The 22,942-nt window shown below is 51.6% G+C and carries 22 protein-coding genes; 1 reads left to right on the forward strand and 21 read right to left on the reverse strand.

The annotated features are described in order from the left end of the window. Position 1: 1 nt before the first annotated feature. From vgrG to J3B89_RS00590, 8 genes are read right to left on the reverse strand one after another with little or no spacing between them, the layout of a single operon-like run. Positions 2–1,789, reverse strand: a complete 1,788-nt coding sequence (gene vgrG, locus J3B89_RS00555; protein WP_215395574.1) for a type VI secretion system tip protein VgrG — start codon at positions 1,787–1,789, stop codon at positions 2–4. A 3-nt stretch (positions 1,790–1,792) separates the two neighbouring features. After that, positions 1,793–2,476, reverse strand: a complete 684-nt coding sequence (locus J3B89_RS00560; RefSeq protein ID WP_215395575.1) for a CIS tube protein — start codon at positions 2,474–2,476, stop codon at positions 1,793–1,795. Beyond that, positions 2,476–2,649 carry a DUF5908 family protein gene (locus tag J3B89_RS00565; RefSeq protein WP_215395576.1) on the reverse strand — a complete coding sequence of 58 codons (174 nt, stop codon included), beginning with the start codon at positions 2,647–2,649 and terminating at the stop codon, positions 2,476–2,478. The genes J3B89_RS00560 and J3B89_RS00565 overlap by 1 nt, the downstream gene beginning before the upstream one ends. Positions 2,650–2,653: 4 nt before the next feature. Next, positions 2,654–3,118, reverse strand: a complete 465-nt coding sequence (locus tag J3B89_RS00570; protein WP_215395577.1) for a phage tail protein — start codon at positions 3,116–3,118, stop codon at positions 2,654–2,656. Between the two features lie 15 nt (positions 3,119–3,133). Beyond that, positions 3,134–3,592 carry a phage tail protein gene (locus tag J3B89_RS00575; RefSeq protein WP_215395578.1) on the reverse strand — a complete coding sequence of 153 codons (459 nt, stop codon included), beginning with the start codon at positions 3,590–3,592 and terminating at the stop codon, positions 3,134–3,136. Between the two features lie 41 nt (positions 3,593–3,633). Beyond that, complete coding sequence (locus J3B89_RS00580; protein WP_215395579.1) at positions 3,634–5,193, reverse strand: phage tail sheath family protein; 1,560 nt, start codon at positions 5,191–5,193, stop codon at positions 3,634–3,636. Positions 5,194–5,210: 17 nt separating this feature from the next. Beyond that, entirely contained in the window at positions 5,211–6,053 is an 843-nt protein-coding gene (locus J3B89_RS00585) for a hypothetical protein (protein ID WP_215395580.1), read from the reverse strand. Next, on the reverse strand, positions 6,050–6,631 hold the full coding sequence (locus tag J3B89_RS00590; RefSeq protein WP_215395581.1) for a Pvc16 family protein: 582 nt from the start codon (positions 6,629–6,631) through the stop codon (positions 6,050–6,052). The genes J3B89_RS00585 and J3B89_RS00590 overlap by 4 nt, the downstream gene beginning before the upstream one ends. A 428-nt stretch (positions 6,632–7,059) precedes the next feature. On the opposite strand from J3B89_RS00590, the gene J3B89_RS00595 reads away from it, so the two are divergent. Next, positions 7,060–7,992, forward strand: coding sequence for an FAD:protein FMN transferase (locus J3B89_RS00595; protein WP_215395582.1), 933 nt, complete (start codon positions 7,060–7,062; stop codon positions 7,990–7,992). A gap of 13 nt (positions 7,993–8,005) precedes the next feature. Here J3B89_RS00595 and J3B89_RS00600 read toward each other — a convergent pair whose 3' ends face one another. The 13 genes from J3B89_RS00600 to J3B89_RS00660 form a co-directional block, all read right to left on the reverse strand. Further along, positions 8,006–8,815, reverse strand: coding sequence for a substrate-binding periplasmic protein (locus tag J3B89_RS00600; protein WP_252349446.1), 810 nt, complete (start codon positions 8,813–8,815; stop codon positions 8,006–8,008). 100 nt (positions 8,816–8,915) lie between these two features. Next, on the reverse strand, positions 8,916–10,493 hold the full coding sequence (locus J3B89_RS00605) for a general secretion pathway protein GspF (RefSeq protein ID WP_215395584.1): 1,578 nt from the start codon (positions 10,491–10,493) through the stop codon (positions 8,916–8,918). Between the two features lie 10 nt (positions 10,494–10,503). After that, positions 10,504–12,930: a LamG domain-containing protein gene (locus J3B89_RS00610; RefSeq protein ID WP_215395585.1), complete on the reverse strand. Its 2,427-nt coding sequence runs from the start codon at positions 12,928–12,930 to the stop codon at positions 10,504–10,506. Positions 12,931–12,933: 3 nt separating this feature from the next. Continuing rightward, positions 12,934–14,130: a hypothetical protein gene (locus J3B89_RS00615; RefSeq protein WP_251372140.1), complete on the reverse strand. Its 1,197-nt coding sequence runs from the start codon at positions 14,128–14,130 to the stop codon at positions 12,934–12,936. Positions 14,131–14,153: 23 nt separating this feature from the next. Beyond that, positions 14,154–15,101, reverse strand: coding sequence for an AgmX/PglI C-terminal domain-containing protein (locus J3B89_RS00620; protein WP_215395586.1), 948 nt, complete (start codon positions 15,099–15,101; stop codon positions 14,154–14,156). Then, positions 15,098–15,619: an ExbD/TolR family protein gene (locus J3B89_RS00625; protein ID WP_215395587.1), complete on the reverse strand. Its 522-nt coding sequence runs from the start codon at positions 15,617–15,619 to the stop codon at positions 15,098–15,100. The genes J3B89_RS00620 and J3B89_RS00625 overlap by 4 nt, the downstream gene beginning before the upstream one ends. Beyond that, a complete protein-coding gene (locus J3B89_RS00630; protein WP_215395588.1) occupies positions 15,616–16,134 on the reverse strand; it encodes a biopolymer transporter ExbD in 519 nt (172 codons plus the stop codon). Before J3B89_RS00630 ends, J3B89_RS00625 begins: the two co-directional genes overlap by 4 nt. Beyond that, entirely contained in the window at positions 16,118–16,777 is a 660-nt protein-coding gene (locus J3B89_RS00635) for a MotA/TolQ/ExbB proton channel family protein (protein ID WP_215395589.1), read from the reverse strand. The genes J3B89_RS00630 and J3B89_RS00635 overlap by 17 nt, the downstream gene beginning before the upstream one ends. 13 nt (positions 16,778–16,790) lie before the next feature. Continuing rightward, positions 16,791–17,096 (reverse strand): hypothetical protein, encoded by a 306-nt coding sequence (locus tag J3B89_RS00640; RefSeq protein WP_215395590.1) that lies wholly within the window; start codon positions 17,094–17,096, stop codon positions 16,791–16,793. Next, positions 17,089–17,727, reverse strand: coding sequence for a tetratricopeptide repeat protein (locus tag J3B89_RS00645; protein ID WP_215395591.1), 639 nt, complete (start codon positions 17,725–17,727; stop codon positions 17,089–17,091). Before J3B89_RS00645 ends, J3B89_RS00640 begins: the two co-directional genes overlap by 8 nt. Beyond that, positions 17,714–20,584 (reverse strand): tetratricopeptide repeat protein, encoded by a 2,871-nt coding sequence (locus tag J3B89_RS00650; protein WP_215395592.1) that lies wholly within the window; start codon positions 20,582–20,584, stop codon positions 17,714–17,716. The genes J3B89_RS00645 and J3B89_RS00650 overlap by 14 nt, the downstream gene beginning before the upstream one ends. Beyond that, a complete protein-coding gene (locus J3B89_RS00655; RefSeq protein ID WP_215395593.1) occupies positions 20,581–22,428 on the reverse strand; it encodes a hypothetical protein in 1,848 nt (615 codons plus the stop codon). Before J3B89_RS00655 ends, J3B89_RS00650 begins: the two co-directional genes overlap by 4 nt. After that, entirely contained in the window at positions 22,413–22,919 is a 507-nt protein-coding gene (locus J3B89_RS00660) for an AraC family transcriptional regulator (RefSeq protein ID WP_215395594.1), read from the reverse strand. The genes J3B89_RS00655 and J3B89_RS00660 overlap by 16 nt, the downstream gene beginning before the upstream one ends. Positions 22,920–22,942 lie beyond the last annotated feature (23 nt).

Genomic DNA, 22,942 nt, shown 5'->3' on the forward strand with positions numbered 1-22,942 from the left:
CCTAGTTAATCATTACCATGGCACCTTTTACCGTAGTCTGGCCGCTGGCAGACAATTCGGCGCTGGCACTCCCCTTGGCAGTAAAACTTACATTAGCCTGCTGGCTGATATTCAGCGCTTCGGCCTTAAAATCGGCTTTGGCGGCCAGCTCAACATTACCCACTGCCTGCAGGCTGATTTTGCCTTTGGCGTTTAAGCTGATGTCTTTGGGGCTATCAAGCAAAATGCCACTGTCAGACAGCTCAACCTTGTTACCATGCTGGTCTTGCAGCAGAATGGTTTTGCTGTCGTCATCTAACACGGCTTTATTGCCTGCGGGGGTAAAGATGCTGATTTTTTTCTTCTCTTCGTCGTACTCCAGTGTCAGCCTGGTGCGGCTGACAAAAGCTTTAATATTGTTTGCCGCTTCAGCGGCATAAGGTGGCTGTTTATTACTGCTGTACAGGCTACCGAGGATCACCGGATAACAGGGATCATTATTCAGGTAGCCCAGGATCACTTCATCTCCTACCTCTGGCAGACAATACTGGCCAAAGCCGTTTGAGGCATAAAAACTCAGTAAACGGGCCCATATCCCTTCGGTTTCAGCTTCCAGCAACGGTACTTTGATCTGAATGCGGCACTCGCCCGCCGGATCATCAGCCAGTTGCTGTACAACGCCAATTTGCAGCCCGCTAACACCGGGCAACACACCGCCCGCTAAAGGAGCGCTGATATCGGTATTTTGCGCAAACCACTGTGCCGACATACCAAAACTTACCTGTGATATCCAATCGCCATCTTCAATAATATGCCGCACCTGAGACACAAAAACGTCGCCGTTAAATCGCTCGCCTACACCGTTTACCGTAATTAATACGCCGGGTTTTAGCAGCGCAGAGCCCTGACAGCGCAGCTCACCGCGAATGCGTGCCAGTGCAGATTTAAGCTGCTGCGCTTTCGCCCAACTGGTTAAACTGGCATCGGTAAGCGGGGCATTACTTTGTAAACGAAATGCTTTTACTGCCGCTACGTCAGCCAGCGTACCGGCAGCTATATTGCCCTGGGCTGTAAGGGTTGCGCTGGCAGCTTCGTCGCTTTGAATTTCCTGGTTGGCGGGGTTCCAACTAACGGTTTTCACCGAGCTAAACTGCTGGCTGGCATCCAGGCTGGCATTAAAACTGAGTAAATCATCGCCGTAAGTAATGCTAAGCACCGCCGCCGCTGTGGTATCCGGCGGCGCTATATTCAGCTTGCCATCATCGGCGCACAGCAGCATGCCATTTACTTCGGCACGCAGCAGCATAAAATCCCAGTCGGTGCTGTAGTACTGCACCAGCTCGGCATGGCTTTCAGCGGTGGCGGTGGCGTTGCAGCTAACAGCATATTTACCGGCCAGTTGCTGCCAGATATCACTGTCGGTCATGTCAGTATAATTGGCATTATTACGCGCCAGCGTGGCGGCAAAAACAGGATCACGGCACTCAACAATAAGTTTTGCCTGATTGTTACCACTGATAGCCAGGCTGTGCTTAACCACTACCCCGCTAAAGATTTGTTGTTCATCATCACTATAACCGGCACTTACCACCAGTTTTGCGCCCGGCACCAGAGAAGCCTGATTCGACAGTGGAAAATCTTTCGCCGGCATATCACCATCACTGAATGTCAGCACAGCCAGCGGCACCCGGTTTAGTGCCTTGGTAATATCAACGCTGATAATACTGATGCTGTCGGCCAGCGCGGTACCATCGCTGGTAATGCTAAGCCTGACCGGCCCGTCTGCACCTTGTAACGGAGAATGGGCCATAACTTACCTCAATGGTGGGAAATACAACTGGCGGCCTGGCGTAAGCACGCTAACGCTGTCTAACTGGTTAAATTCAGCGACTGCCAGGTAGTAGCTGCTGTCACGGTAGATGCGGTAACACAGATTAGGCAGGGTATCACCGGCTTTTACCAGCACCTGATGCGTCAGATCCGGTGATTGCCTGTCAGCTTTTAGTGCCTCTTGTTTGTTTGACATGTAGCTGCCAAAATTCAGCTTAATTTTTGCCCGCAGCGGGTCTCCACCGGGTTTAAACAGGGTGTAATCTACTGTCATGCTATTTAAACGGCCGACAAAACTAAAGCTTTGGCCCCATTGCAGCTTTACAATGCTGGGTTCATGTTTTTCACCAACGTAGTGATACACCACGTTTTTCAGCTGCTTTACCTGTTTACTGACATCCGCTACCTGTTGCCCTGATACCGGCACCACGCCGGTGCCATCCAGCACCAGATCAAAGCTGAGTTTTTCCTGCTGGTACTGGCTCAATTTGCTTTCTACTGCCGACTTACCCACTGGTAAATTCTTGCTGTTATCGGTGTTGTAACTAATACCCAGCTGATGATTCAGGCTGGCCGGATTAATCATCGCCTGAAACTGCCCTTCGCCTGTGGGCTGGCCATTGTTGTCGCAACAACTGATGGTTAACAGCGACTTACTGCCACTCATCAGCGCGGCCTCTGTTCATACTGCGCCTGCTGCAATAACCGCTGGCATTCCTGCAGGATGTCCTGCTTTAGTTGTTGTAAATCCTGTGCCGGGTAAGGCTGACGTGCCGGGTTGTCGCTTTGCTCTTCCAGCAGGGTAGATTTGACAATTAGTTTGGTAACTTCAATCGGCATAATGTTAGCGCTCCCGGGTTAGGTACTGATAGCTGAATTCCAGCTTTTCTATGGCTACCTCGTTTTTGCTGGCATTAAAGCCTTCTACCTGCCAGCTAACGGGGTAAGCGTTAACAAACGACCAGCTGCGGGCAGGCTGCCCGGTTTCATCCAACAATTCCACAGTGATTGTCATGGGGGTAATGGTTATATCCACCCCCTGCTCAAACACCTTAATGCACCATTGCACCAGCAAAGAGCTGTTTGGTGCTATACCACGCTTTAATACCAGATTACCGTGCTTTACCGCTTTGGGTAGCTTATGCACAAAACGGTTTTCACCGCCTTCTACTACATCTTCGGTATCCAGTTGCGCACCTATACCCGACACCTCCTGAAACGCGGTGTCGGCGCTATCGCCGGATGAAGCAAACTTCACCCGGAAATAAAACGCCGGTAACGGATAATCTGACGCTGCCAGTTCACTCATACTGCGTATTACCTGTTACGGGTTATCAATGGTGATACCTTCATGCACAATTTCGATGGTTTCTATTGCCACCTCATTGCCATCTGACTTCAGATCCGTGCCGGTAATTTTGGTTGGCCAGGCGTTGGTTAAGGTCCATACCATGGTGGTGCCGCCGGCTTCATCCAGCAAACTGATGGTGATGGGCAGGCGCTTGATGGTGTTCATCTTGATCTGGCTAAACCAGGCCCAGAATTTGTTATCCGATTTATACACGCCTTTTTTCATCGTTACGTTGCCGGACTTTTTCAGCCCCGGCATTTTGGTGGCAGAAAATACCGGGTTATCACCGGCGCGGTATTCAATAATTTGCGCCTCGACATCCAGGCCGGATATTTCCTGAAACGACATTACTTCAGAGTCCCATTTCACCTGAAAATAAAACTTCGGTAAGGGCCACACCGAAGTGGATTGGGTTGAACCGTCATCAGCCATTGTTAAGCTCCTTGTATTCGTTTAATAAACCACTTAGTTAATTAAGATTTCTGCATTTGCTGCTGGAAAGTAATTTCAATAAACTCGGCCGGACGGATCAGCGCCACGAGTACCGTTACCCGCAAAACGCCTTCGAGAATATCTTCCGGAGTCATGGTTTCACCCAGGCCGACACTGACGCTGAATGCATCTTCCGGTGACGCACCGGCTAAACCGCCACGTTTCCAGATACCGGTAAGAAAATTGCGGATCATGCTTTTAATGGTGACCCAGGTACTGGCAGTATTGTTTTCAAACACATAGGCTTTGGTACCAAGCCGGATAGATTCTTCCAGCATGATCATGGTGCGGCGCACACTAACGTAGCGCCAGTCCAGGCTGTTACCATCCAGTGTACGGGCACCCCATACCAGAGTCCCTTCGCCAATAAAGGTACGAATTGCATTAACCGACTTACCCTGAGTGCTGACGTTTAAATCTTCCTGCTCATCGTGGGTAATATTTACCGCCGGTGACACCACAGCACTTAAACTGACATTCGCCGGGGCTTTCCACACACCTTTGGTGTTATCCACCATGGTGTAAATACCGGCCATTGCGGCAGCGGGCGGCAGCAGGTTTAACACATCGCGCATTTGTCCCAGTAACTGGTTGTACAGCGGGCTGATTGCTTTTAAACTTTTATGCAATAACATCTGGCTGGCTACCATTTCGGCCTGATCCAGCTTGCTCCAGTCTTTGCTGATATCGTTAATGGCATCCAGTTGCTGTTGCAGTTTTAACTGGGCGGCTTTATCCGCAGCGGTGGCTTTATCATCCAGCTTGGGTAACTCATCCGGCAGGTTGCGCTCTTGTTTTAATAATTGTTGTAGCAACTCAGCGGGTGCCAGGTTCAGATAACTCAGATCACGTTCCTGCACTATGGTGGTGTTCAGCCAGGGGTAATAGGCTGTCGCAAAATCCAGATAGTTAATACCCAGCTTGCCACGGAAATTATCAATGCAATCGCCATCAGGATGCTGGCGCGGCTTATAACCCTGCCATACGTCCAAAATAGCAATACGGTTACGCATTTTCCCGCCACAGTGCGCCAATGCCGCTTGCTGTACCGCGATACAGTCATCTTCGGCCAGCAGCACAGCTTCGGGTATTACCAGCATGGTCGGTTCCTGCTCTTTGATCAGCTGATCAATACCGGCCATTAATTTCGCACCTTCAATATCGTCTGCGTAGTTACCTACCGACACAATGTAGCAAGGGCCGCCACCATTTTGATAAAACAGCATCATGGCGTAATACAACAGGTTTTTTCCGCTGTCGTGGTTCAGCTCATAATGTTTGCCTGCCACTATAAAACTGTTGTCGCTTGCAGCGGCAGCCTCTGCCAAAGCAAACATTGGCAGCGGTGCAAAACCAAAGTAATTATGAAACTCTGACATTGAACTGATGCGCATTGGCTGGTTAGTCAGTGACTTATTGCCATTCAGTGCTTTTTCGGTATAGCCGATAAAAGCCGGCACAGCTGTTGCCACTTCCACCACCGAATTAGGAAAGGCATTTTTCTCTACGATATAAACGCCCGGCGTTTTCATCTGCCCCATGATGTGTTCCTTTCTGGTTAATAGTTAAGGTAAATTTCCGACACGTTGCTTGCTACTCCGTTGACTACTGCTTTATCGATTTGCCCGGCTACCGCAACCGGTAACCGTTTAATCAGAATTTTTTCACTGCCGTGCACTGTGGTTATCAGTTGAAACCGGTACGGGCTGAATTGCTGCAGTTTTAAAGGTTGGGCAGAATCAAATACCTGCGCCACCCGGCCATTGGCCAGACGGGTATCGTTTTGCTGAATAAACCGGGTTTGCTGCGCCATATCCTGAATGCGCAGCGGTTGCGCAAAAGCCGAACCACAGAGGTAATAGCGCCAGATGTTCTGCCTGCAGCCAAACCGTAGCAGATAAGATATTGCGTTATCCGCAGTAAGTTGCGCTATGTGCAAAGCGGTTATATCCAGGGCCAGCAGCATTACAGGCAAGGTTTTGCCTTTTGTTGGCAGCACGCCAGCCAGACGCGCATCATCGGCATTTATTATTTCTGCGCTGCCAAGCTCCGGTTTTGTATGTAAACGTAAGGCAGCATCATCCGGTACCAGCGTCCGGTTATCGCAATACAATAATTGTTGTGGCTGCAGCAGTGGCAGGCTGTAACTGCCAAAGAGCGGATCAGCGCTGTATAAAAGAAAATACAATGTCAAAACAGGCTCACAACAGGCAATGGTAATATCACGGCGGCTGGTATCCAGCAGCAATACAGCGCCCTGTTTTGTAGCCTTGAGCAACAACCGGGCATTTTGTAACTGGCGCTGTGTTTGTACTGCCGGCACAAGACGTAGCGACTGCGCCAAACCATCACTAAAATATTGATGCTGCAGCACAATGTTACATAGCGGCAGATAACTCATGGCTGAGTTCCGATATCAGTAGCCGGTTTACGCAATAAGCTGTTCTGGCTGTAAATATCAGCACCGTCAAAGCTAATCATCCGAACCTTGTACAACACTGATGGCAGATATTTACCACTTAACATGCCCCACAGATTACTGGCATCCTGAATACTCAGGTTTTCCATATCCAGTGCCAGCCGTTCGACCGCAGGATCAAGATCAGGCAGATTTTGGTGAGTAAACAGCGGGTTACGTTGAAAAAAACTGATACTGGCCGACAGTAATGTCAAAGCATCGCTATAGTTAGTGCCATTAAAATTGGCGGCCAGCATGACATACAAATTCAGATGCAGTGGCGGGGCACTGTTAGCACTGCGGGCAAAGCCGGTATCCAGCAAAGTTGTTTTAACACGCGAAGCGGCTTCTTTTTCTACCCCTACTAAAAACAGCGCCAGTTTATTGTTAACTTGCGTTAAGACAGTGCCGTCAGCTTCATTTAAGTTCGACACCAGTACTATATCTTCTTCAAGTGTGAAGCTATGCCGCAAAAAGCGATTTAATTGCGCTGCTAACTGCGACAACGTCTTTGCTATCATGTTGTTTTTCCGTTTAAACGAACACCACACAGCCTTCTTGGCTATGAACGATACTTCAGATTAACAGTGAATACCGGCAGCGCTTTTTTTAACTGCGCTTTTAGTCTCCAACAACAGTAAAAACAAATAACAAAAACAAATGGCAGGTTATTTATACAAGGAGAATGCACACAATGCGATTAAAGATAGTGACTGTATAGCGCTTTGCAACCATATAATAAATTTATCAAATTAATTATACTTTTCATTAGAAAAAACATTTAACGCCTCATTAACTACATTAGCCTTAGCTGATAAATAGCCGAAGGTGATATAGTAAGCAGTAGCTCTGGTTTTCGTTTAGATAGTGGCAGATATTATTTATGATTTTTTTAATCCAGCTCTCCGGCAGGCCAGTTTTATTATCTTTTGTTGTAACGCTCTTTCTGATGTTATTTACTGCAACTGCTAGCGCCCAATGGCACCATCAGTCCTTTCAGACACTAGGCACTCAGGCATATATTGAGCTCTGGACAGAAGACAGCAAACAAGCGGAACAACTTATCAGCGATGTGCAAACTGAGTTTGAGCGGATAAACCAGCTGATGAGCCCTTATATTGCCGACAGTGAGCTAAGCCTGTTAAACCGCGAAGCAGCAAAAAAACCGGTGCAGGTATCCGCCGAGTTGTATCAGTTATTACAACGCGCCAGGCAAATTTCACAGCAAAGCAACGGGGCTTTTGATATTACCTTTGCTTCAGTCGGCTTTTACTACGATTACCGTAACCATAAAAAGCCCGCAGCATCAGAGCTGCAAACCGCCAGGCAATATGTTAATTATCAGAGTGTTGAGCTGTTAAAAAACAACACCGTACGCTTTGCCCGGCCCGGCGTTAAAATTGATCTTGGTGGTATTGCCAAAGGTTATGCGGTTGAGCGCAGTATTGCCTTACTGGCACAACATGGCATCAGCAATGCGTTGTTGACAGCCGGTGGTGATACCCGCCTGCTGGGCGATAAAAGAGGCAAACCGTGGCTGGTAGCCATTAAACACCCGCGCCAGGATGACAAATACGCCGCTCAGTTACCGCTGGAAAACAGCGCTATCAGCACCTCCGGCGATTATGAGCGCTACTTTATTGAAGATGGTGTGCGTTACCATCATATTCTGGACCCTAAAACAGGCCAAAGTGCTACCGGCCTGCTTAGCGTTACGGTAACCGGTGCCGATACCACCCAAACCGATGCATTGTCTACCACCTTGTTTGTATTGGGATTACAGCAGGGCATGGCGCTGATTGAGCAAATTGACGGCTATGACGCCATATTTATTACCGCAGAGCGGCAAATGTATTTTTCCAGCGGCCTGAGCCAGCCCTGACCAACCAGCTGGTTTATTCTGTTGCAGGCAACAAAGAAGCCGGTTTGGGCAGTTGGATCTGATAACCGGCTAGCGGATAACGCTGCACAATAGCAGCCAGAGTGCCATCTGCGTGCAGTTTTTGCCAGGCTTGTGCCAATTGTTGCAGTTGTATGTTGCTAATGGTGCGAAGGTTAAAACCAAAATACACCATGCTCTGATGCACCTGAAACAGCGGTACATAATCTGCTGTGGGTAAGTCAGATTGGGTTTTCCAGTAATGATAAGCCGCAATGTCTTCCAGCACACCGTGTACCCTGCCATTGAGTAATAATGCCTGCTTATCTTCATTGCCACGGATAAAAACAAAACGGGTACGGTTTTTCGCATCATTTAAAATGCTGTCCAGCTTATCACCGTAATAGGCGCCATTTAGCAGTGCGATAATGCCGGTAGTGCCGCGGCTTTGTAATTGGTCTACCGCAGTAAGGCCGGGAAAAGCGCGCTGCAAGCCTACCAGATATATGGTTTCCTGCTGGTGCGGGCCAATAAAGGCAAACTGTTTGCTGCGCTCAGCGTTATAACTAAGGTGGCTTAGTACATCCAGTTCGCCCTGTTCAATCAACTTTAACGAACGTAACCAGGGGCTGTGAATAAACTCAAGTTCACACTCAATCTCTTGCAGCAGCCGTTGCAGCAGCTCGACATTAATGCCACGCCAGCTATCGCCGTGTTGCATGATATAAGGTGCAAAACTGGTTTCAATACCCATACGTAAAGTACAGCTGTATACCGGCTGGCTGAGAACACAGCTAAAAATGAGCACCAGAAACCCTTTCATCATCCCCCCTTGCAATAAAACGCACAGACATCAACTATAAGCCCGGCTATGCCATTTTGCCTGCCACCGTAAGAAATAGCTGCACTAATGCACATTTATATAGCTAAACAATAGGCTCAAATGCTGTAAGGCGATCAATACTGGCGGCATTACCTAAACCATGAAACGGTGCCACTTCGGCCAGGCGGTTTTGCTCACCGCTCAGTGCCAGATAGTTTAACAGCACTGTTTGCACCAGCAGGTTAACGTTGTTCGCCGCCACTGACGAGCCGGTTTCTACTGAAGCATCCGGCCGCATAAAACCAATTTGCTGATGTCTGGCCTGCTCTGCTGTGCTGCCGCCCAGCAAAGAGGGCCGGCCATTGGGGCTGTATACCAGCATAAAAGAGGCAGCGGTGGAAGAGTTATCACCGGTCCACTCACCTTTACCGCGGCCGGCTTCTGAATCGTCAATACGGCCGTTGCTGTCTACCGAGCCGTCACTGTACACATAAATCATCAGCGGCTGGTTCTTTCTTGCGGCATATTCCAGGCAAGCGCCAATACAACGGCCAGCGCGTAAATCACGCAGTTCACCGGTACCGCGCTCACCGGTGTGATAGTCATACCCCCCGATGGTGATGGAGCCCGCACCGGCAAAACCATTTACCACCAGCTTCATTACTGAAGCTGTTTTACGAAACTCAGCATCGCTGTTAAATTCCGCCGTGCTAAAAATGCCGGCCGCACCGACAATATCCACATCTGCGGCCGGGTCTAGTGTGGCCGGGTTACCGAAGCGATCGGCCAGATCGGCGCTTTTAACATAGCCACAACGGATCAAATCTTTGATCACCGCATCACGGCTGATATTGGTATTAACCCGGCTTAGTTTGCTGTCGCTGATGCGCTGCACGGACTCCATCACCGCCACGGCATCATTCTGGTTTAACAAGCCAAACAAATCGCCGACATCAACCAGGCCGGTAACATCACTTGGCCGGTCAATTTTGGTTGGCCGCAGCTCGGCATTATAAAACTCGATCGGTGCCATAGAGTTAGCGCCGGAATCTGAATTACGCGACCCAACCAAAGGCATTAATGAACCACTGGCACCGGCTTTAGCAATAGCGTACATCGGGTTGTGCGGGTTATTGCCGGTATCGTTTTCCGAGCGTGACGGTAACACAGCGCCATTGGTCATGGCCTGGGTAGCCAAAGTGGTACGCTCTAAAATGCCGGCCAGCATTTGTGAGTCGCTGTGAAACGCCAACCCCAGCTGATTATTAACAAAACCCCCGGCCGGGTTAGCGGCATTAACTGCTGTTGGCACCATATCCGGCGGCAGGCCCAGTTTGCTGTAGCCCTGCACAGATAAAAAATCGAGCTGGCCCCCACCGCCACCCACCAACACGTTAGAACCGGCAATATTAGCACCACCGGCTAAATCAAAGCAGATAAACGGAATTTTACCCGCACCCTGTACATTAATGCCGCACAGTTGTTTTAGCGCTTCTAAATCAGCTGATAACTGCGCCTGCGCTTTACCGGGGTTAGCAAACATACCAAATACCGAGCCGGTGGTTAGCACTGCGGCGCCATAACTTAAACCACAGGCGATAAAATCGCGCCGGCTTACCGGTTTACTGTGGCAGGCATGCAGCAACGGGCTGTCGGGGTGCAAAGGTTTTGCTCTTTTCATCTTTTATCTCCTACTGCACCAGCAGTTCTGCACTGGCCAGTACTGCAGTACAGGCCGCTTTGGCAATGGTTCGGCTGCGGTCACTGCTACAGGCACCGCTGCAGGTACTTAAGCGGGTGATCAGCGCATCCAGTTCAGCTTCAACGTCGGCCCGCAATGCTGAAGTTGCCGGTGACAACGGCATTAGCCGGTTTAGTAGCGGCTGCACAACCAATGGCCGGTTGGCCAGGCTGTAAGTGGTAGCCGGGGGGGCGCTAAAGTCTGCCGCCGGGAACCAGCTCTGGCGCAAACTGGTATCTTCAATCGCCGCGTTGCAATAGGCTATCGCCAACTGCGTGATCGCCATCTGCTGCGCCGAGACAAAGGTATCAATGGCCTCCGCTGCCGGTAACTGGCGCTGTATGGTCTGATAAACGCCTGCTACCGCTGCTTGTTGCTGTGCTACGCCGGTCAGCGCGCTCATACTGGCATGAATTTCGGCAAAGGTTCTCAGGCCAATATCACTGCTCTGGCTGGTGCTGGCGATAATTTGTTGTACCGGCACACTGATGCCGGTGCGTACATTTTCCAGGCTGCCGATACGGCCGAATGATAAAAAGAACTCGTCGCTGGCGGCGCCTTGCTCGGCAGCGATAATAGTGCCCTGTGCCGACAACACTACTCCCTCTGACAGTACCGTGCCGGATGCCAGGTTAAAGCTTTGTTTTAACCAGCTTTGGCCGGTTACCGCTTCTTTACCGTTAATGCCGACCGCCATGCCGCTGACTGTCAGTGCCTGTGGCAGGCTGCGCCCTTCAAGGTTAATCAGATAAGGGGAGTTAAACAGATAAGAGTAATTATCAAACTGGGCCACTTCAAACACGATATAACTGTCGGGCAGGTTAATCAGTTCGCCAATACCAAATAACAGATAAAACTTCTGCCCGACACCAACAGTATAGTTTTGCTGAATTTGCGCCGCAGTTAAGGCTTTATTGTGAATAGCCAGCAAGCGTATGGTGCCCTGCCACTGACGGTTGCCATTGGCCTCGTTACCGACAATCAGCGCATAGCTGTCATCCCAGTTACGGATAGCTTCGGCGGCATCGCGTACTCCGCTGTCCTGGCCGTTAATATAAATACGCCGGCCGTTTACCGGGTCTTGTGTCAGCACGACATGTTGTAATGTAGCCTGCAGCAGTTGATCGGCACCTGCCGTGCTTAATGCCGGCAAACCGGCAAAATCCGTGGCCGCAGAGCGCAGTAAAAAATTGTAGTTGTACTGTGTCTGGCCCAGCGTAAAGTTGCGCTCGGTGCTACTGCCAGCATAACTGACAATAGCTGCCGGGCCTTGCTGCGTCACATTAGCCGGCACTACCCAGGCTTCTACCGTTATTTCGCCGGTGGCGCTGATAAGGCGGGATAGCTTGCGGCTGTTTTGCGTGCTGGCCTGCGCCCGGCCGCTGTTAATCTGAATGCCCCAGCCGGTTACCCAGCTGATATCGCCCTGCAGGCTTAAGTTTGCCGCCGGCTCTACCCCCGAAGTATCGTAGGCAATAGCGCCACGGCCTGCTTTAAACTGGTAAAACGCAATCTGGTTAGCTTCAAAACGGCCACCGCTGGAGGCCACCACACCATCGTCCAGCCGCAAGGCCTTAGACGGCACTAAGGCCGGGTCCAGCTCAGTTAGCTCAACACTGTCGGCTATCTGGCGCACCGCAGCCAGCATAGTGGCCGCATCATCGTCACAGTTTGACCAGCAGTTATGAAACTCACCCGCCAGCCGGGCGACAAAGCGCGACAATTCAGGGTTGTTGAGGTTAATCAGCTTACGGCTGGCCTGATACGCCGCGGCCAGATCGCTGTCGGCAAAAAATGGCGACTGGGTTTGTGCAGCATCCGGCGCATGGCAGTTTACACAGTGCTGACGCAGCAGCGGATACACTGTGCCGCCAAACAAGGTAGCATCGTCCGGCAGAGCTTTGCTGGCACCGGGTTCACGCACCGGTGGCGCAACCAGGGTTACTGTAGCGCTTTGTGTATCAGTACTGTTAGCCCAGTTACGTACCCACTGCGCCATAGTATCGGCGCAGGCACTGTCGCTGGCTTGCCAGCAGTTATGGCCGCCGGCCAGTTTAGTTACCAGCAGCGATTGCGCCGGATCAGCCAAGTTAACCAATGGCCTGGCCGCGGCATAGGCCAGGTTAATGTCGTCGTTACGGGCAAAAAACGGCGCGGTATTACCGGCAACATGACAGGCACCGCAGCGGTTGCCAGCGGCGATATTGTCCCACAACGTAAGTTTAAACAGCTGAATATCAGCCGTTTGCGGCGCAGGCCCGGTGTAATTAACATTATCTTCCTGTACCGGCGGTGGCGGGTTTTGTTCTACCTCTGCACCACCACAACCGGCCAACAGCAGGCTTAGCGTCAATAATGGGAGTAAAAATAACTTCATTGGTTAGTCTCCCATGCAGTAAGTGGCAGTGTCGGCAAACACCTGTTTCAGGCGGTAACCGCCACTGCGAAAACTGTCGGTAATGCTGTGCAGTGCCGTCACATCGCTGAGGTTTTCCGGCTCGCGCAGGCATACCGTACGAAATACCTTTTTTACCTGGCACTGAGCAAAGGCCGTGCTGTTAGCCAGCTCCTGGCCCAGGCTTCTGGCACCGCTACCTTCGCCCGGCAGGCTGTTATCCCACCCCAGCGCCTGGTTCTGCCCTTCGCGCCAGTAGTTAGTCCAGCTGTCATCGGGCGTACGAAAACCATAGGGAAAGGTACCGGCATTGATATGGTATTTGGGTTGTACCCGGCTTTGTGTGCTCGCATTTTGCGTACCGCTTTGCTGATAAAAAATGCGGCCATTGCTGCCGCCCTCGTCAGTAAACTGGTAATCGTAGTAAGCAAATGCTTGCGCCAATGGGTCCATGCCGGCGTGACAGCCGACACAGCGGTTGTTAAAAATACGGCTGTCGCCTCCGGGGCTACGGCTGACATCCTGCCGGATCTTGTCGGTTGGCGTAGTGATATCCTGCAGCGGCTCTAAATCGGTGCACAGCTGGCTCATCAGCGTAAAACGAAACATGGCGCGGTTAGTGCCAAGGTAAAAAAATGCCTTCGCAGCCGCACGGCTGGTCATGACCCCCGCCGCTGCCTCTGCCGGAATACCATTAAGTGTGCTTTGCGCCCTTGGTTGTAAGTGCTGGGCCAGATCAACAGCTTCACGCTCCAGTGCCAGATAGTGTTCGTTATTGTTGCTCTGATAAGGGGGCAGGCCCAGGCTATCGGCACCAACATATAAAATATCAGTTTGCAGCAACTGGCGAAAATCTGCATCGTCACGCACCAGGCCAATTACTGTAGCGCTGTAATCGTTCAGCGGTTCAAACACATCCAGCTCGCGATTGGTGGCTGCTGAGGCAAACAACTTTAGCGTAGTGCGGTAAAAATCGGGGTGCTGCATGGCCAGCTCTGCGGCTGCCGTGGCATTACCGCCATCAATCAGCGCCTGCATCTGGCTTAAGGTGGCCGCATCTGCCGGTACACCGGCGATACGGTCATGCAGCCTTTTTGCCTGCTCCAGTGAACCGGCCTGTGCCATCGCAACAAAAAGCAAACTGCCAAACACCGCTACTCTGACATAGCCTGGATAACGCATTTTCATCACCTCCGGCTGTGTTATCAGCCTGGTAAAAATTCTACTGTCCACTGCGAGCGGGTTAACGCTACGGCTTCAGCACCAAAATTAACGGAACCTAAGCGCAGCACCAGCTGCCGTTCAAGTTTGCTGTCGTTAAGCTCACTTTGTACTATGCTGACTTCTGCCAGGCTACCGTCTGGTTTAATCACCAGCTCAAACACCACCTTGCCTTTTAACAAGGGGTTGGCACGCAACGCCCGGCTATACAGGGTGTACAGGCTACTTTTATTCGCTTCCAGTACCCGGCGGATAGCCGCTTCTGAGCGGCCCTGCCCGGCGCTGTTGCCGCTGGCATTAGCATTGCTGCGGTTTTGCTGCTCAGCGCGGCCGGTAGCCGATAAGCCTTTTAATTCAGCTTCGGCCAGCGCGGTAGTGCCGGTATCGGCCAGTTCAGAGCGTGCTATATCGCCAGCCACTGCAGCCGCCTGCACCGCAGTAAATTGTTTGCTGGCGTCATTACGCAACAGCTTACGTTCTACCTGGGTAGCTTGCTGCTCACCGCTGCTTTTTACCTGCGGTGCGGTATTGTTCAGCTGAAAGCTTTGCCTAAGCGCTGCCAAATCATCTTTCATTGCCAGCAAACCAGCCTGTTGTGCCTGCTCGCGCGCCCGTTGCGGGTCCGGCTTTACCGGTTCAGCAACGGCGGGCACAGGTTCGGTTACGGCAACCGGCTCAGGTTTTGGCTGGGGCAACGGTTCCTGCACCGGTGGCGGCTCCGGCGGAGGCGGCGCTTTGCGCTCTTCCAGCACTACCCGCGCCAGCTGTGGCGGCAATTGCTCCTGCACTTGCCGGCTGCGCTCCGGTACTTTTAGCGCAGGTATCAGTACTGCAAATACCAGCCATAACGCAAAACCCAGCCATAACAGCCGGTAAAAGCGTTTGTCTTCAAATTGCCAGTTGCTGTTATCAGTGAGAGTTGCCGTTGTCATGGCGCCTCCACAGCCGGTGCCATAGCTTCCACTGCCAGCGATAAATCGCGGTATTCGGTAGCAGCACAAATAGCCATTAACCGGCGCAGCAGCGCGTAAGGTGTGGCAGCATCACCTAAAATTGTCAGAGCCCTGCCTGCCTGCTGTTGTTCTGGCGCTAAAGGCCCGGCCCGGTTGGCCAGGTAATTCAGCTCAGCAGTTAATGCCTCTGTCAGCTCAGGCAGCCAATTATTGCTGTCTTGTTGCCAGTCGCCCTGCCACACCGGCTTGCCCTGCACCAGCACACCATTAGCGGTAATGGTTAACATCACTTTTTCGCTGGGTAACTGCTCAGACACTGAACGCGGCAAGTTGATATCTTTATTGCTTTGCAGCACTTTAACTTCAGACTGGTTCACCATCAGAAAGAACACCAGTATGGTAAAAATATCCATCAGCGCGACCAGATTCAGTTTACCAGCCTGCGCCAGACGTTGATTTTGCCGCTCTAAGCGTTTGGCGCGAAATGACATTTTCATTCACTGCCCTCCGCTTTGGGTAGCTCGCCCAGTGATATTTGCGGAAACAGCTCTGCATCTACCAACTGCGCGGCTACCACGGCTTTAAACGAGCGCACAGTGTCCATTGCTGTTACCAGTGTCTGGTAATCCAGATCGTCGGGCGCCAGAATGGTAATGTCCTGTTTTTCTATTTGTTTTTGTGAAAAGGTTAGCTTTAAATCCTGCAAATACAGGCTAAGCGAGGCAAAATCCAGCGCGCCCTGCTCTGTCAGTTCAAATACCCGCAGCGGTTCACCGGCCGGATAATTCAGCCGTAGCCTGTCGGCGTGGATCTCCAGCTCCAGTTGCTGCGGTTGTTCTTGCTCTTGCTGCAGTTGCTGTTCGCTTAATGGCGGCAGCTGAATATTCAGCACGCGAATTTGTGCAAACACCAGGCTTAGCAGCAATACCGGCACCAGCACGATCATCAGGTTCATAAAGGACGTGATATCAAGCTCGGCATCGGCAAGGGGTGCTTTACGCCGCTTTATCATCCGCGCCACCATCAGTTTGTTTGGCAATACTGTTCATCAGCTTAATACCGACCATTTCCATGGTATCGATAATGCTGGCGGTTTTGCCCTGCAGTAAGGCATGAACAAACACCAGCGGAATGGCGGTAATAAGGCCAAAGGCAGTGGTGTTCATTGCTACCGAAATACTCGATGACAGCAAGCTGGCTTTCTCTGAAGGATCAGCATTGGCCACCGCTGAAAACGCGGCAATTAAGCCCATAATGGTACCCAGCAAGCCCAGCAAAGTGGCTACGTTAGCCAGTGTGGCCAGAAACGGCGTGCGCTTTTGCAACCGCAGGCTGTATTCCAGTACCACCTCTTCCATTGCGTATTCCATGTCTTCACGCTTAGACGATGAACGCAAACGGTGCACCCCACTGACCAGCATCGCCAGGAGCGGAGCACTGCTACTGGCGGCCAGTTGCACAATGCGGCTGGTGTCGGCCTGCGTTACCGCACTTTGAACCTGTGCCATAGCGCGCTGGTTTACACCATATACACTGCGTAAAAACCACCAGCGTTCAACGGCAATAACGATGCCGAGTACCAGGATAAAAGCGATAGGGTAAATAAACACGCCGCCTTCCTGCAAAAACCGAACTATGCCGTTTAACAACTCCATGAAAAATGTCCTCTTATTGCTTTTGTGGATTAACTGTTGGGGTAGTTTTCTCGCCAGCCTGATTACCCTGCTGTACGGCGATAAAACGTAAAAATTGCTGCCGATCCAGTGGCGACAGTGCCGGCGCCTGCTGGGTTAATGGCTCGCCGGGAATGCGGATCACGCTAACCGGGCTTTGCCACGGCAGTACATATATGGTTTTCGGTTGTTCCTGATTACCGCTAATGGTGCTTTCCACCTGTACCTGCTGCTCGCGCTGTTGCGCCAACAGGCTAAAACTGGCCACTGATACTATGCAAACTAACATCAATCTATTCATTCGCAGCCTCCTGCTCCAGTTGTTGCTCCAGCAGCGCCAGCCAGGCTTTGGCCTGCTCATCTTGTGTCATGGCATAGTATTGCTGGTAGTGATAATGCGCAGCTAACGGCTCGCCCAGATAAAGCTCATACAAAAATGCCAGATTTTTATGCGCCAGGGCGTAATCTGGTTGTGCCTGTAACGCCCGTTGAAAATGTCGCTCGGCCTGGCGGAAGTTCCCCTGCTGGCGGGCCAAAATACCCAGCAGATTATGGCTGGCACTATGAGTGGCAGAGGCCTTCACCGCCTGTTGCAGGCTGTTTTGTGCCCCGGCAGCATCACCAGTGTGCCACTGGCTTAGTGCCAGGTTGTACCAGATACCGGCAAAGCTGCCTTGCTGCGTTGCCAGCGCACTGAATATAGTTTGCGCCGCGCTGTACTGCCCAGCAACTAACAAAGCTTTGCCTTCAGTGAATTGTTGCTGTTGCAAAGCGCTTAATTGCGCTGCTGCAACCACCGGCGCAGCAGGAGGTGTGGATACCGGCAACTGGCTGCAAGCGGTCAGGCTGCATAAGGCTGCAGCCAGCAAATAGTTAACCAGAGCATCTTTAGCCAGAGTATATTTCGCCAGGATGTGTTTAATCAGCGGCATCAGCTACTCCGGTATAAGCTTCGGTTTTATTAAATTTAGCCGGCAGCAACTGCGCCAGCCGGATAAAACTTTGCTGCACCCAGCTGTCCCATACCTGCTGTTGAGTCAGGCGGGTATTTTGCTGGTAGATAGCAATGGCTTGCTCTTCAAACGGAAACGCCTGCTCTTCCAGCAGTAGCTCGTATTCTTCCAGCGCCAGCTCGTCCAACCCTTTGGGCCGGTCTGACTGCAGTAAAGCCGTGGCCATTTGCTGATATAACTCCGCTACTCTGAACTGAGCCTCACTAACCAGTGAGGCCACACCATAGTTAATAGCCTGCTCATAATGCTTAATGGCGCTGCTCATATGCTGGCGTTTTTTCTGCAAACTTTGCCGCAGCGGATGGCTAAGCCTGATTGCGGTAAACAAATTACTTTCGTGCTGCCCCAATTGCAGCAATGCCTGCGCCGCTAACTGCCGGCTGCGCTCGTTTCCTTCACTGGCAAACTGTTGCTCAAAGCTGGCGATTTTTTCCCGCCAGAAATTTTGCCGTGACAGATCCCTTTGCTGCTGATAAAGCTGCACCAGTTGATAACGCGCTTCCTGTGCCAACAGGTGTGGCTGCGGATAGCGGTTGGCGTAACTGCGCCAGGCATCAAGCGCTTTGTCGCTGTTGTTGGCGCGCTGATAATACTGCGCAGCAAGATACAGGGCTTCACGCTGTTGCTGCAGATCACCTTCGCTGCTAAGTGCTATCAGCTGGGCTGCGGCTTTGTCCCACTGCTCTGCTTGCTCGTAACTGTCCAGCAGCAGCGCTTTGGCTGCCATTGTGCGCTCGGTACCGGGATAACGCTGAATAAAAGCATTTAGCAGTATAATGGCTGCAGGATAATCCCTGGCTGCCAGTTGTAATTCTATTTGCTGATAAGCCGCTGCTTCATGATATTCCGACTGCGGCAACGCACTTAACAACCGCTGCAAATGTGCCTGTACTGCTACTACAGGTGCTTCTTTTTGCTGGGCTTGCTGATAAATACTGGATGCCAGTTGTGCCGTTAACAGTTCGCGCCGATCTGCTGGCAAGGTTTGCTGCAATAGCGCGTTAATACTCTGCTCTGCAGCAGCATATTGCTTCAGCGCCAGCTCGCTCTGGCTTTGTAAAAACTGCGCTTCCTGTACTAATGAGATTTGGCTCGGCGCTGCAGGCACTGGTTTTGCCGGGTTATTCGTAGCTGAGTTTTGCGGAGCAGTACCCCAGTTAATCACATCAGCGCTGTGCAGTAGTACGGCCTGGTAATCCTGCTCGCTGTAGCGCTGTTGCAGTTGTTGCAGCGCTACCTGCTGTGCGGCGGGATGCTGACGGTGCAGCGCAACAAACCGGCTTTGCTGTTGCCACAGTGCCAGCGCTGCCGCGTCACTTCTTGATGACAACTGCTCACTGAGCAGCAAAGCTTTATAAGCAGCATCCTGTGCACTAAACAAGCTGGCATCGCTTAACGGCGCCTGATAACCAAGCCAGCTGTAAAGCTCAAGCGCGGCATCATACTGGCCGGCACCGGCATAAGACTCTGCCAGCAGATAGCTTATGTCTGCCTGCGAGTAGCTGGTATCCGCCTGCGGGTAGGCGCTGTTTGGTGTTTGCTGCAGTACTGTCAGCATGGCTTGCCATAGCGGTATGGCTGCGGCAAAGCCGGTTGTTCTGTCGTCGCCCTGCAACGCCGTGGCGTGGGCATAATGGGCACGGGCAAAGTAATCCAGATACTGCAACAATAATGGCTGCACCTGCGTAAGCTCAGCGCTGCGGGCCTGCTGCCAGAATGCTGAGCCAGGGCCAAACAGGCTGATATATTCCTGCTGCGCGCTAAGGGCTAAATCGGCCTCACCTGAGGCCAGATAATGCTCAATCAGCAGCAACTGAAACTCTGCTGCAGTGATGGTGGCCGGGTAATGCTGAATAAACAACCGGTAGCTGTGCAGGCTTTCGCTCAGTAATTGTTTTTCTGCTAAAAAACGTGCCAGCGTCTGATACAGCTCTGCCACATACACCACAGAACGCTCACCGCTGCGATAAGGCACCCGTTGCAACAGTGCTTGCAGGCTTTGGCCCTGCTGCTGGTAACTCAGTGAAATGCTTAAGGTGCGCAGTACTTCACTGCGCAGGCTTTGCTGTGGCTGGGCGTTTTCTGTCAGCAGTAATTCAGTGTAGGTATCATCCAGCAGATGCAAAAACTGCTCATCGGCCTGTTCAAACTGCTGCAATTTAAAGTAGCTCCAGCCAGCCATATAACGGGCATGCTGCTGTAAGGTTGGATCAGTACCCTTCAGCACGGCTAAATAGCCGGCTAAAGCAGATTCATAATCAGCAAAGCTGTAGTGAATATCGGCTTTACGAAACCATACTTCGCTGGCAAAAGGCGACGATGGATAATCGCGCAGCAAAATGTCTAACTGCTGCAGGCAGGCGTTTTGTTCGGCCAGCAAATCATAACTGCGCGCCAGCTGATAACGGATCAGTTCGTTGTTTGGCTCTTGCGGATAGTCACGCAACAGCTGCTCGTAACGCTGCACCAAAGCGCGCAGTGCAACTTGCTCCTGTGCCGTTGGCAGCTCAGATTGCTCCAGTTGGCTGGTATGCATTTGCGATAAGCGATACAAAATACGCTTACGCGTTTGTTCGGCTGGCTGCATGCTGAGTATCTGCTGGTATATCAGGTCCAGTTGTTGCTCGCTTACGCTAATCTCAGCAGACAGCATGCTGCGGTCAAACGCCGGTAAATCAGCCAGCCGCGGCCGCCTGTTTTGCTCGGGTACTGAACTACAGCTTTGCAGCAGTAAACCACAAACGGCTGCCAGCATACTGATCCGTAGCAGGCTCATGGCTGGCCTCCGCTGTTAGCGGCACGTTTTAGCAGTACCAGTTCCATTACCCTGGCCAGTGACTCTTTATTGTGCCGCTGTAGCTGTTGCAACCGCGCGATGTCTTGCTGCCGGTGCTGTTGCAACCGCTGATTCAGTTGTGCCAGTAATTGCTGTTGCTGGCTTAACAGCGCCAGATTCAGCTGTTGCTGTTGTGTACTTAATTCGGTTAATCGTTGTTGCTGCCTGCGTAGCTGATCTGTTTGTGTGCCTTGCCGGCGCAGTGCCTGCAAGCGGTTATCCAGCTCGGTAAGCGCGATGCTGATTTGCTGCTGCAACCGGTTAAGCCGGTATTGCCGGGTGGCGTTATCTTCATAATATTGCCACTGCAACAAACCACGCAGCCGTGTCAGGCGGTGGCTGTAGGTACTGGCCTGTGCAGGCGGTAACTGCTGCAAGTGCTGCTCAGCACGCTGCAACCGGCTTACCTGCTGGTACAGGCTGCCCTGTGTCAGAGCCAGCGGCAGGCTGTTGTCAGTTAATGCGCTGATTTGTTGCTGTATTGCCACAAACTCACCCTGCAATTGCTGTCGCCGTGCACTCAGCTGTGGCAACTGGTTACTGAGTAATTGTTGTTGCTGGTTTAGCTTAAATTCTGTCGTCTGCTGCAGGCTGCCGAGCCGTTGCTGGCGCTCTGGTGCAGCAGTAAGCTGTTGCTGCACAGCAATAATATCCTGCTGTAAACGGTACAGGCTGTTGTCATTGGTTAACTGTAATTGCTGCCACTGGCTGGCACCTTGCAGCAGTTGCTGCACCTGAAGCGGATTTGCCTGCTGATTAATCAGTTGATATTGCTGCTGATAATAATTGTCGGCCCAATTGTAGGCGGCCAGCGCATCGTCGTGTTGCAATGCCCGCTCTAACTGCTCACCAATACGGGTAGCGGCCTGCCAGGCCGTATTGCTAAATGGTTGCTGGCGGATCTGTTGCTGCAATACGGCCAGCAAAGCCGGAATATGTCGCTGTTCGGTAAGAATATAGCTGTATAAGCCGAGCGCATTGGCGCTAAGCACACTGTCGCGGCCAAAATTAGCCAGGATCGCATCAGCGGCAGCGTAATCCTGCAACTGAATATGCAACTGAGCCTGAGTAAGCTGCAGATAGTCATCCAGCGCCTGCTTTTCATCATCAGGATAAACAAAACCATTGGGCCGGCTTAACAAGCTCCAGCGCCCGGAAAACAACTGCTGCCAGAAGCTCTGCTCGGCTGGCGCAACAAATTGTTGTTGTAGCCTGGCCAGCCAGTTAAGTGCCTGTTGTGGCTGTTGTTTTGCCAACACCAGCGCCTGATTACTGATGACATAAGGCATTTCTGGCTGATTTGCCAGTGTGACAAAATCAGGCTGTGGCGGCACGCTGATATCCGGCCAGAGAATAAGCTGGCTTAGCAGTTGTTGCTGACCACGCCAGGCGCCATCGGCGGTAATATTTACCTGCTCCAGATACTGGCGGGCAGCAGCTTTATTACCCAGCTCCAGTTGGTAACGGGCAAACTGCAATAAGGCAACATTTTTCAGTGCCTGGGGTAGCGGGTTATCATCTGCAGGTTGCGCCAGCACCTGCTCCAGCGCAGCAGCAGCGTGCTGTGGCATAGCCAGTTGCAAATACAAACCGGCTTCCAGTAAGCGGGTGCGGCTATCTTGCTGTGGGGCCAGTTGCAGCGCTTCCAGCGCGCTGGCAGGCTGTTGCTGATAAAAGGCCCATGCCGCCTGGCGATAATGCTTTTCGCTAAGCGATACCGGTTCTGCCATCGCAAAAGCTGATAGCAAGAACAGGCTAACGGGTGATATCAGTCGTTTGACCATGGCTGCACAATAAATTCAGGTTGATAATCACTGCTGCGATCTTTTATCTGCAGTTCCAGCAATACAGCGTCTTCTGCTTTATTAAAACGGTAGCTTACGGCACGGCGGTAATCGCGGTTATCCGGCCCTTTGCCAACAAATACAGCTGTCAGGTTGTGCTCACCGGCTTTAACATTACCTTTATACAACGGCTGGATAGCGCCACGTTTTAACGCCTCCCACTGCTGAGAAGTATATAAATGGCCCTCTACCGGTTTGTCGTTCAGTATTAACTCAACGCTGTCGAGCCGGAAAAACTGGCCGCTGTCTACCGACAAAAATACGGCAAGCTGAGTTTGCGGTGGAAATAACAATTCCTCTTCCAGCAAAAACAGCTCGCGGTTTAACTGGATTACCTGCTGTTTCAGTTGCTCCAGTTGATCACTGGCAGGTGCATTGGCACTGGCCAGGGCGCTTAGTAACAGTAAACAACTTAGTAGTAGCGCTCTCATTATTTTGTCCTGTTAAAAGTAAG

Source organism: Rheinheimera oceanensis, assembly GCF_018831085.1.
GTDB classification, from domain to species: Bacteria; Pseudomonadota; Gammaproteobacteria; order Enterobacterales; family Alteromonadaceae; genus Alishewanella; species Alishewanella oceanensis.

What these genes read in the sequence shown, in the direction of transcription:
- J3B89_RS00580 (WP_215395579.1), bottom strand. Translation starts at nt 5,193, where the DNA reads ATGGGGCAGATGAAAACGCCGGGCGTTTATATCGTAGAGAAAAATGCC.
- J3B89_RS00615 (WP_251372140.1), bottom strand. Translation starts at nt 14,130, where the DNA reads ATGCGTTATCCAGGCTATGTCAGAGTAGCGGTGTTTGGCAGTTTGCTT.
- J3B89_RS00655 (WP_215395593.1), bottom strand. Translation starts at nt 22,428, where the DNA reads ATGGTCAAACGACTGATATCACCCGTTAGCCTGTTCTTGCTATCAGCT.
- J3B89_RS00620 (WP_215395586.1), bottom strand. Translation starts at nt 15,101, where the DNA reads ATGACAACGGCAACTCTCACTGATAACAGCAACTGGCAATTTGAAGAC.
- J3B89_RS00640 (WP_215395590.1), bottom strand. Translation starts at nt 17,096, where the DNA reads ATGAATAGATTGATGTTAGTTTGCATAGTATCAGTGGCCAGTTTTAGC.
- J3B89_RS00650 (WP_215395592.1), bottom strand. Translation starts at nt 20,584, where the DNA reads ATGAGCCTGCTACGGATCAGTATGCTGGCAGCCGTTTGTGGTTTACTG.
- J3B89_RS00565 (WP_215395576.1), bottom strand. Translation starts at nt 2,649, where the DNA reads ATGCCGATTGAAGTTACCAAACTAATTGTCAAATCTACCCTGCTGGAA.
- J3B89_RS00645 (WP_215395591.1), bottom strand. Translation starts at nt 17,727, where the DNA reads ATGCCGCTGATTAAACACATCCTGGCGAAATATACTCTGGCTAAAGAT.
- J3B89_RS00570 (WP_215395577.1), bottom strand. Translation starts at nt 3,118, where the DNA reads ATGAGTGAACTGGCAGCGTCAGATTATCCGTTACCGGCGTTTTATTTC.
- J3B89_RS00595 (WP_215395582.1), top strand. Translation starts at nt 7,060, where the DNA reads ATGTTATTTACTGCAACTGCTAGCGCCCAATGGCACCATCAGTCCTTT.
- J3B89_RS00630 (WP_215395588.1), bottom strand. Translation starts at nt 16,134, where the DNA reads ATGATAAAGCGGCGTAAAGCACCCCTTGCCGATGCCGAGCTTGATATC.
- J3B89_RS00575 (WP_215395578.1), bottom strand. Translation starts at nt 3,592, where the DNA reads ATGGCTGATGACGGTTCAACCCAATCCACTTCGGTGTGGCCCTTACCG.
- J3B89_RS00635 (WP_215395589.1), bottom strand. Translation starts at nt 16,777, where the DNA reads ATGGAGTTGTTAAACGGCATAGTTCGGTTTTTGCAGGAAGGCGGCGTG.
- J3B89_RS00560 (WP_215395575.1), bottom strand. Translation starts at nt 2,476, where the DNA reads ATGAGTGGCAGTAAGTCGCTGTTAACCATCAGTTGTTGCGACAACAAT.
- J3B89_RS00590 (WP_215395581.1), bottom strand. Translation starts at nt 6,631, where the DNA reads ATGATAGCAAAGACGTTGTCGCAGTTAGCAGCGCAATTAAATCGCTTT.
- J3B89_RS00610 (WP_215395585.1), bottom strand. Translation starts at nt 12,930, where the DNA reads ATGAAGTTATTTTTACTCCCATTATTGACGCTAAGCCTGCTGTTGGCC.
- J3B89_RS00605 (WP_215395584.1), bottom strand. Translation starts at nt 10,493, where the DNA reads ATGAAAAGAGCAAAACCTTTGCACCCCGACAGCCCGTTGCTGCATGCC.
- J3B89_RS00625 (WP_215395587.1), bottom strand. Translation starts at nt 15,619, where the DNA reads ATGAAAATGTCATTTCGCGCCAAACGCTTAGAGCGGCAAAATCAACGT.
- J3B89_RS00600 (WP_252349446.1), bottom strand. Translation starts at nt 8,815, where the DNA reads ATGATGAAAGGGTTTCTGGTGCTCATTTTTAGCTGTGTTCTCAGCCAG.
- vgrG (WP_215395574.1), bottom strand. Translation starts at nt 1,789, where the DNA reads ATGGCCCATTCTCCGTTACAAGGTGCAGACGGGCCGGTCAGGCTTAGC.
- J3B89_RS00660 (WP_215395594.1), bottom strand. Translation starts at nt 22,919, where the DNA reads ATGAGAGCGCTACTACTAAGTTGTTTACTGTTACTAAGCGCCCTGGCC.
- J3B89_RS00585 (WP_215395580.1), bottom strand. Translation starts at nt 6,053, where the DNA reads ATGAGTTATCTGCCGCTATGTAACATTGTGCTGCAGCATCAATATTTT.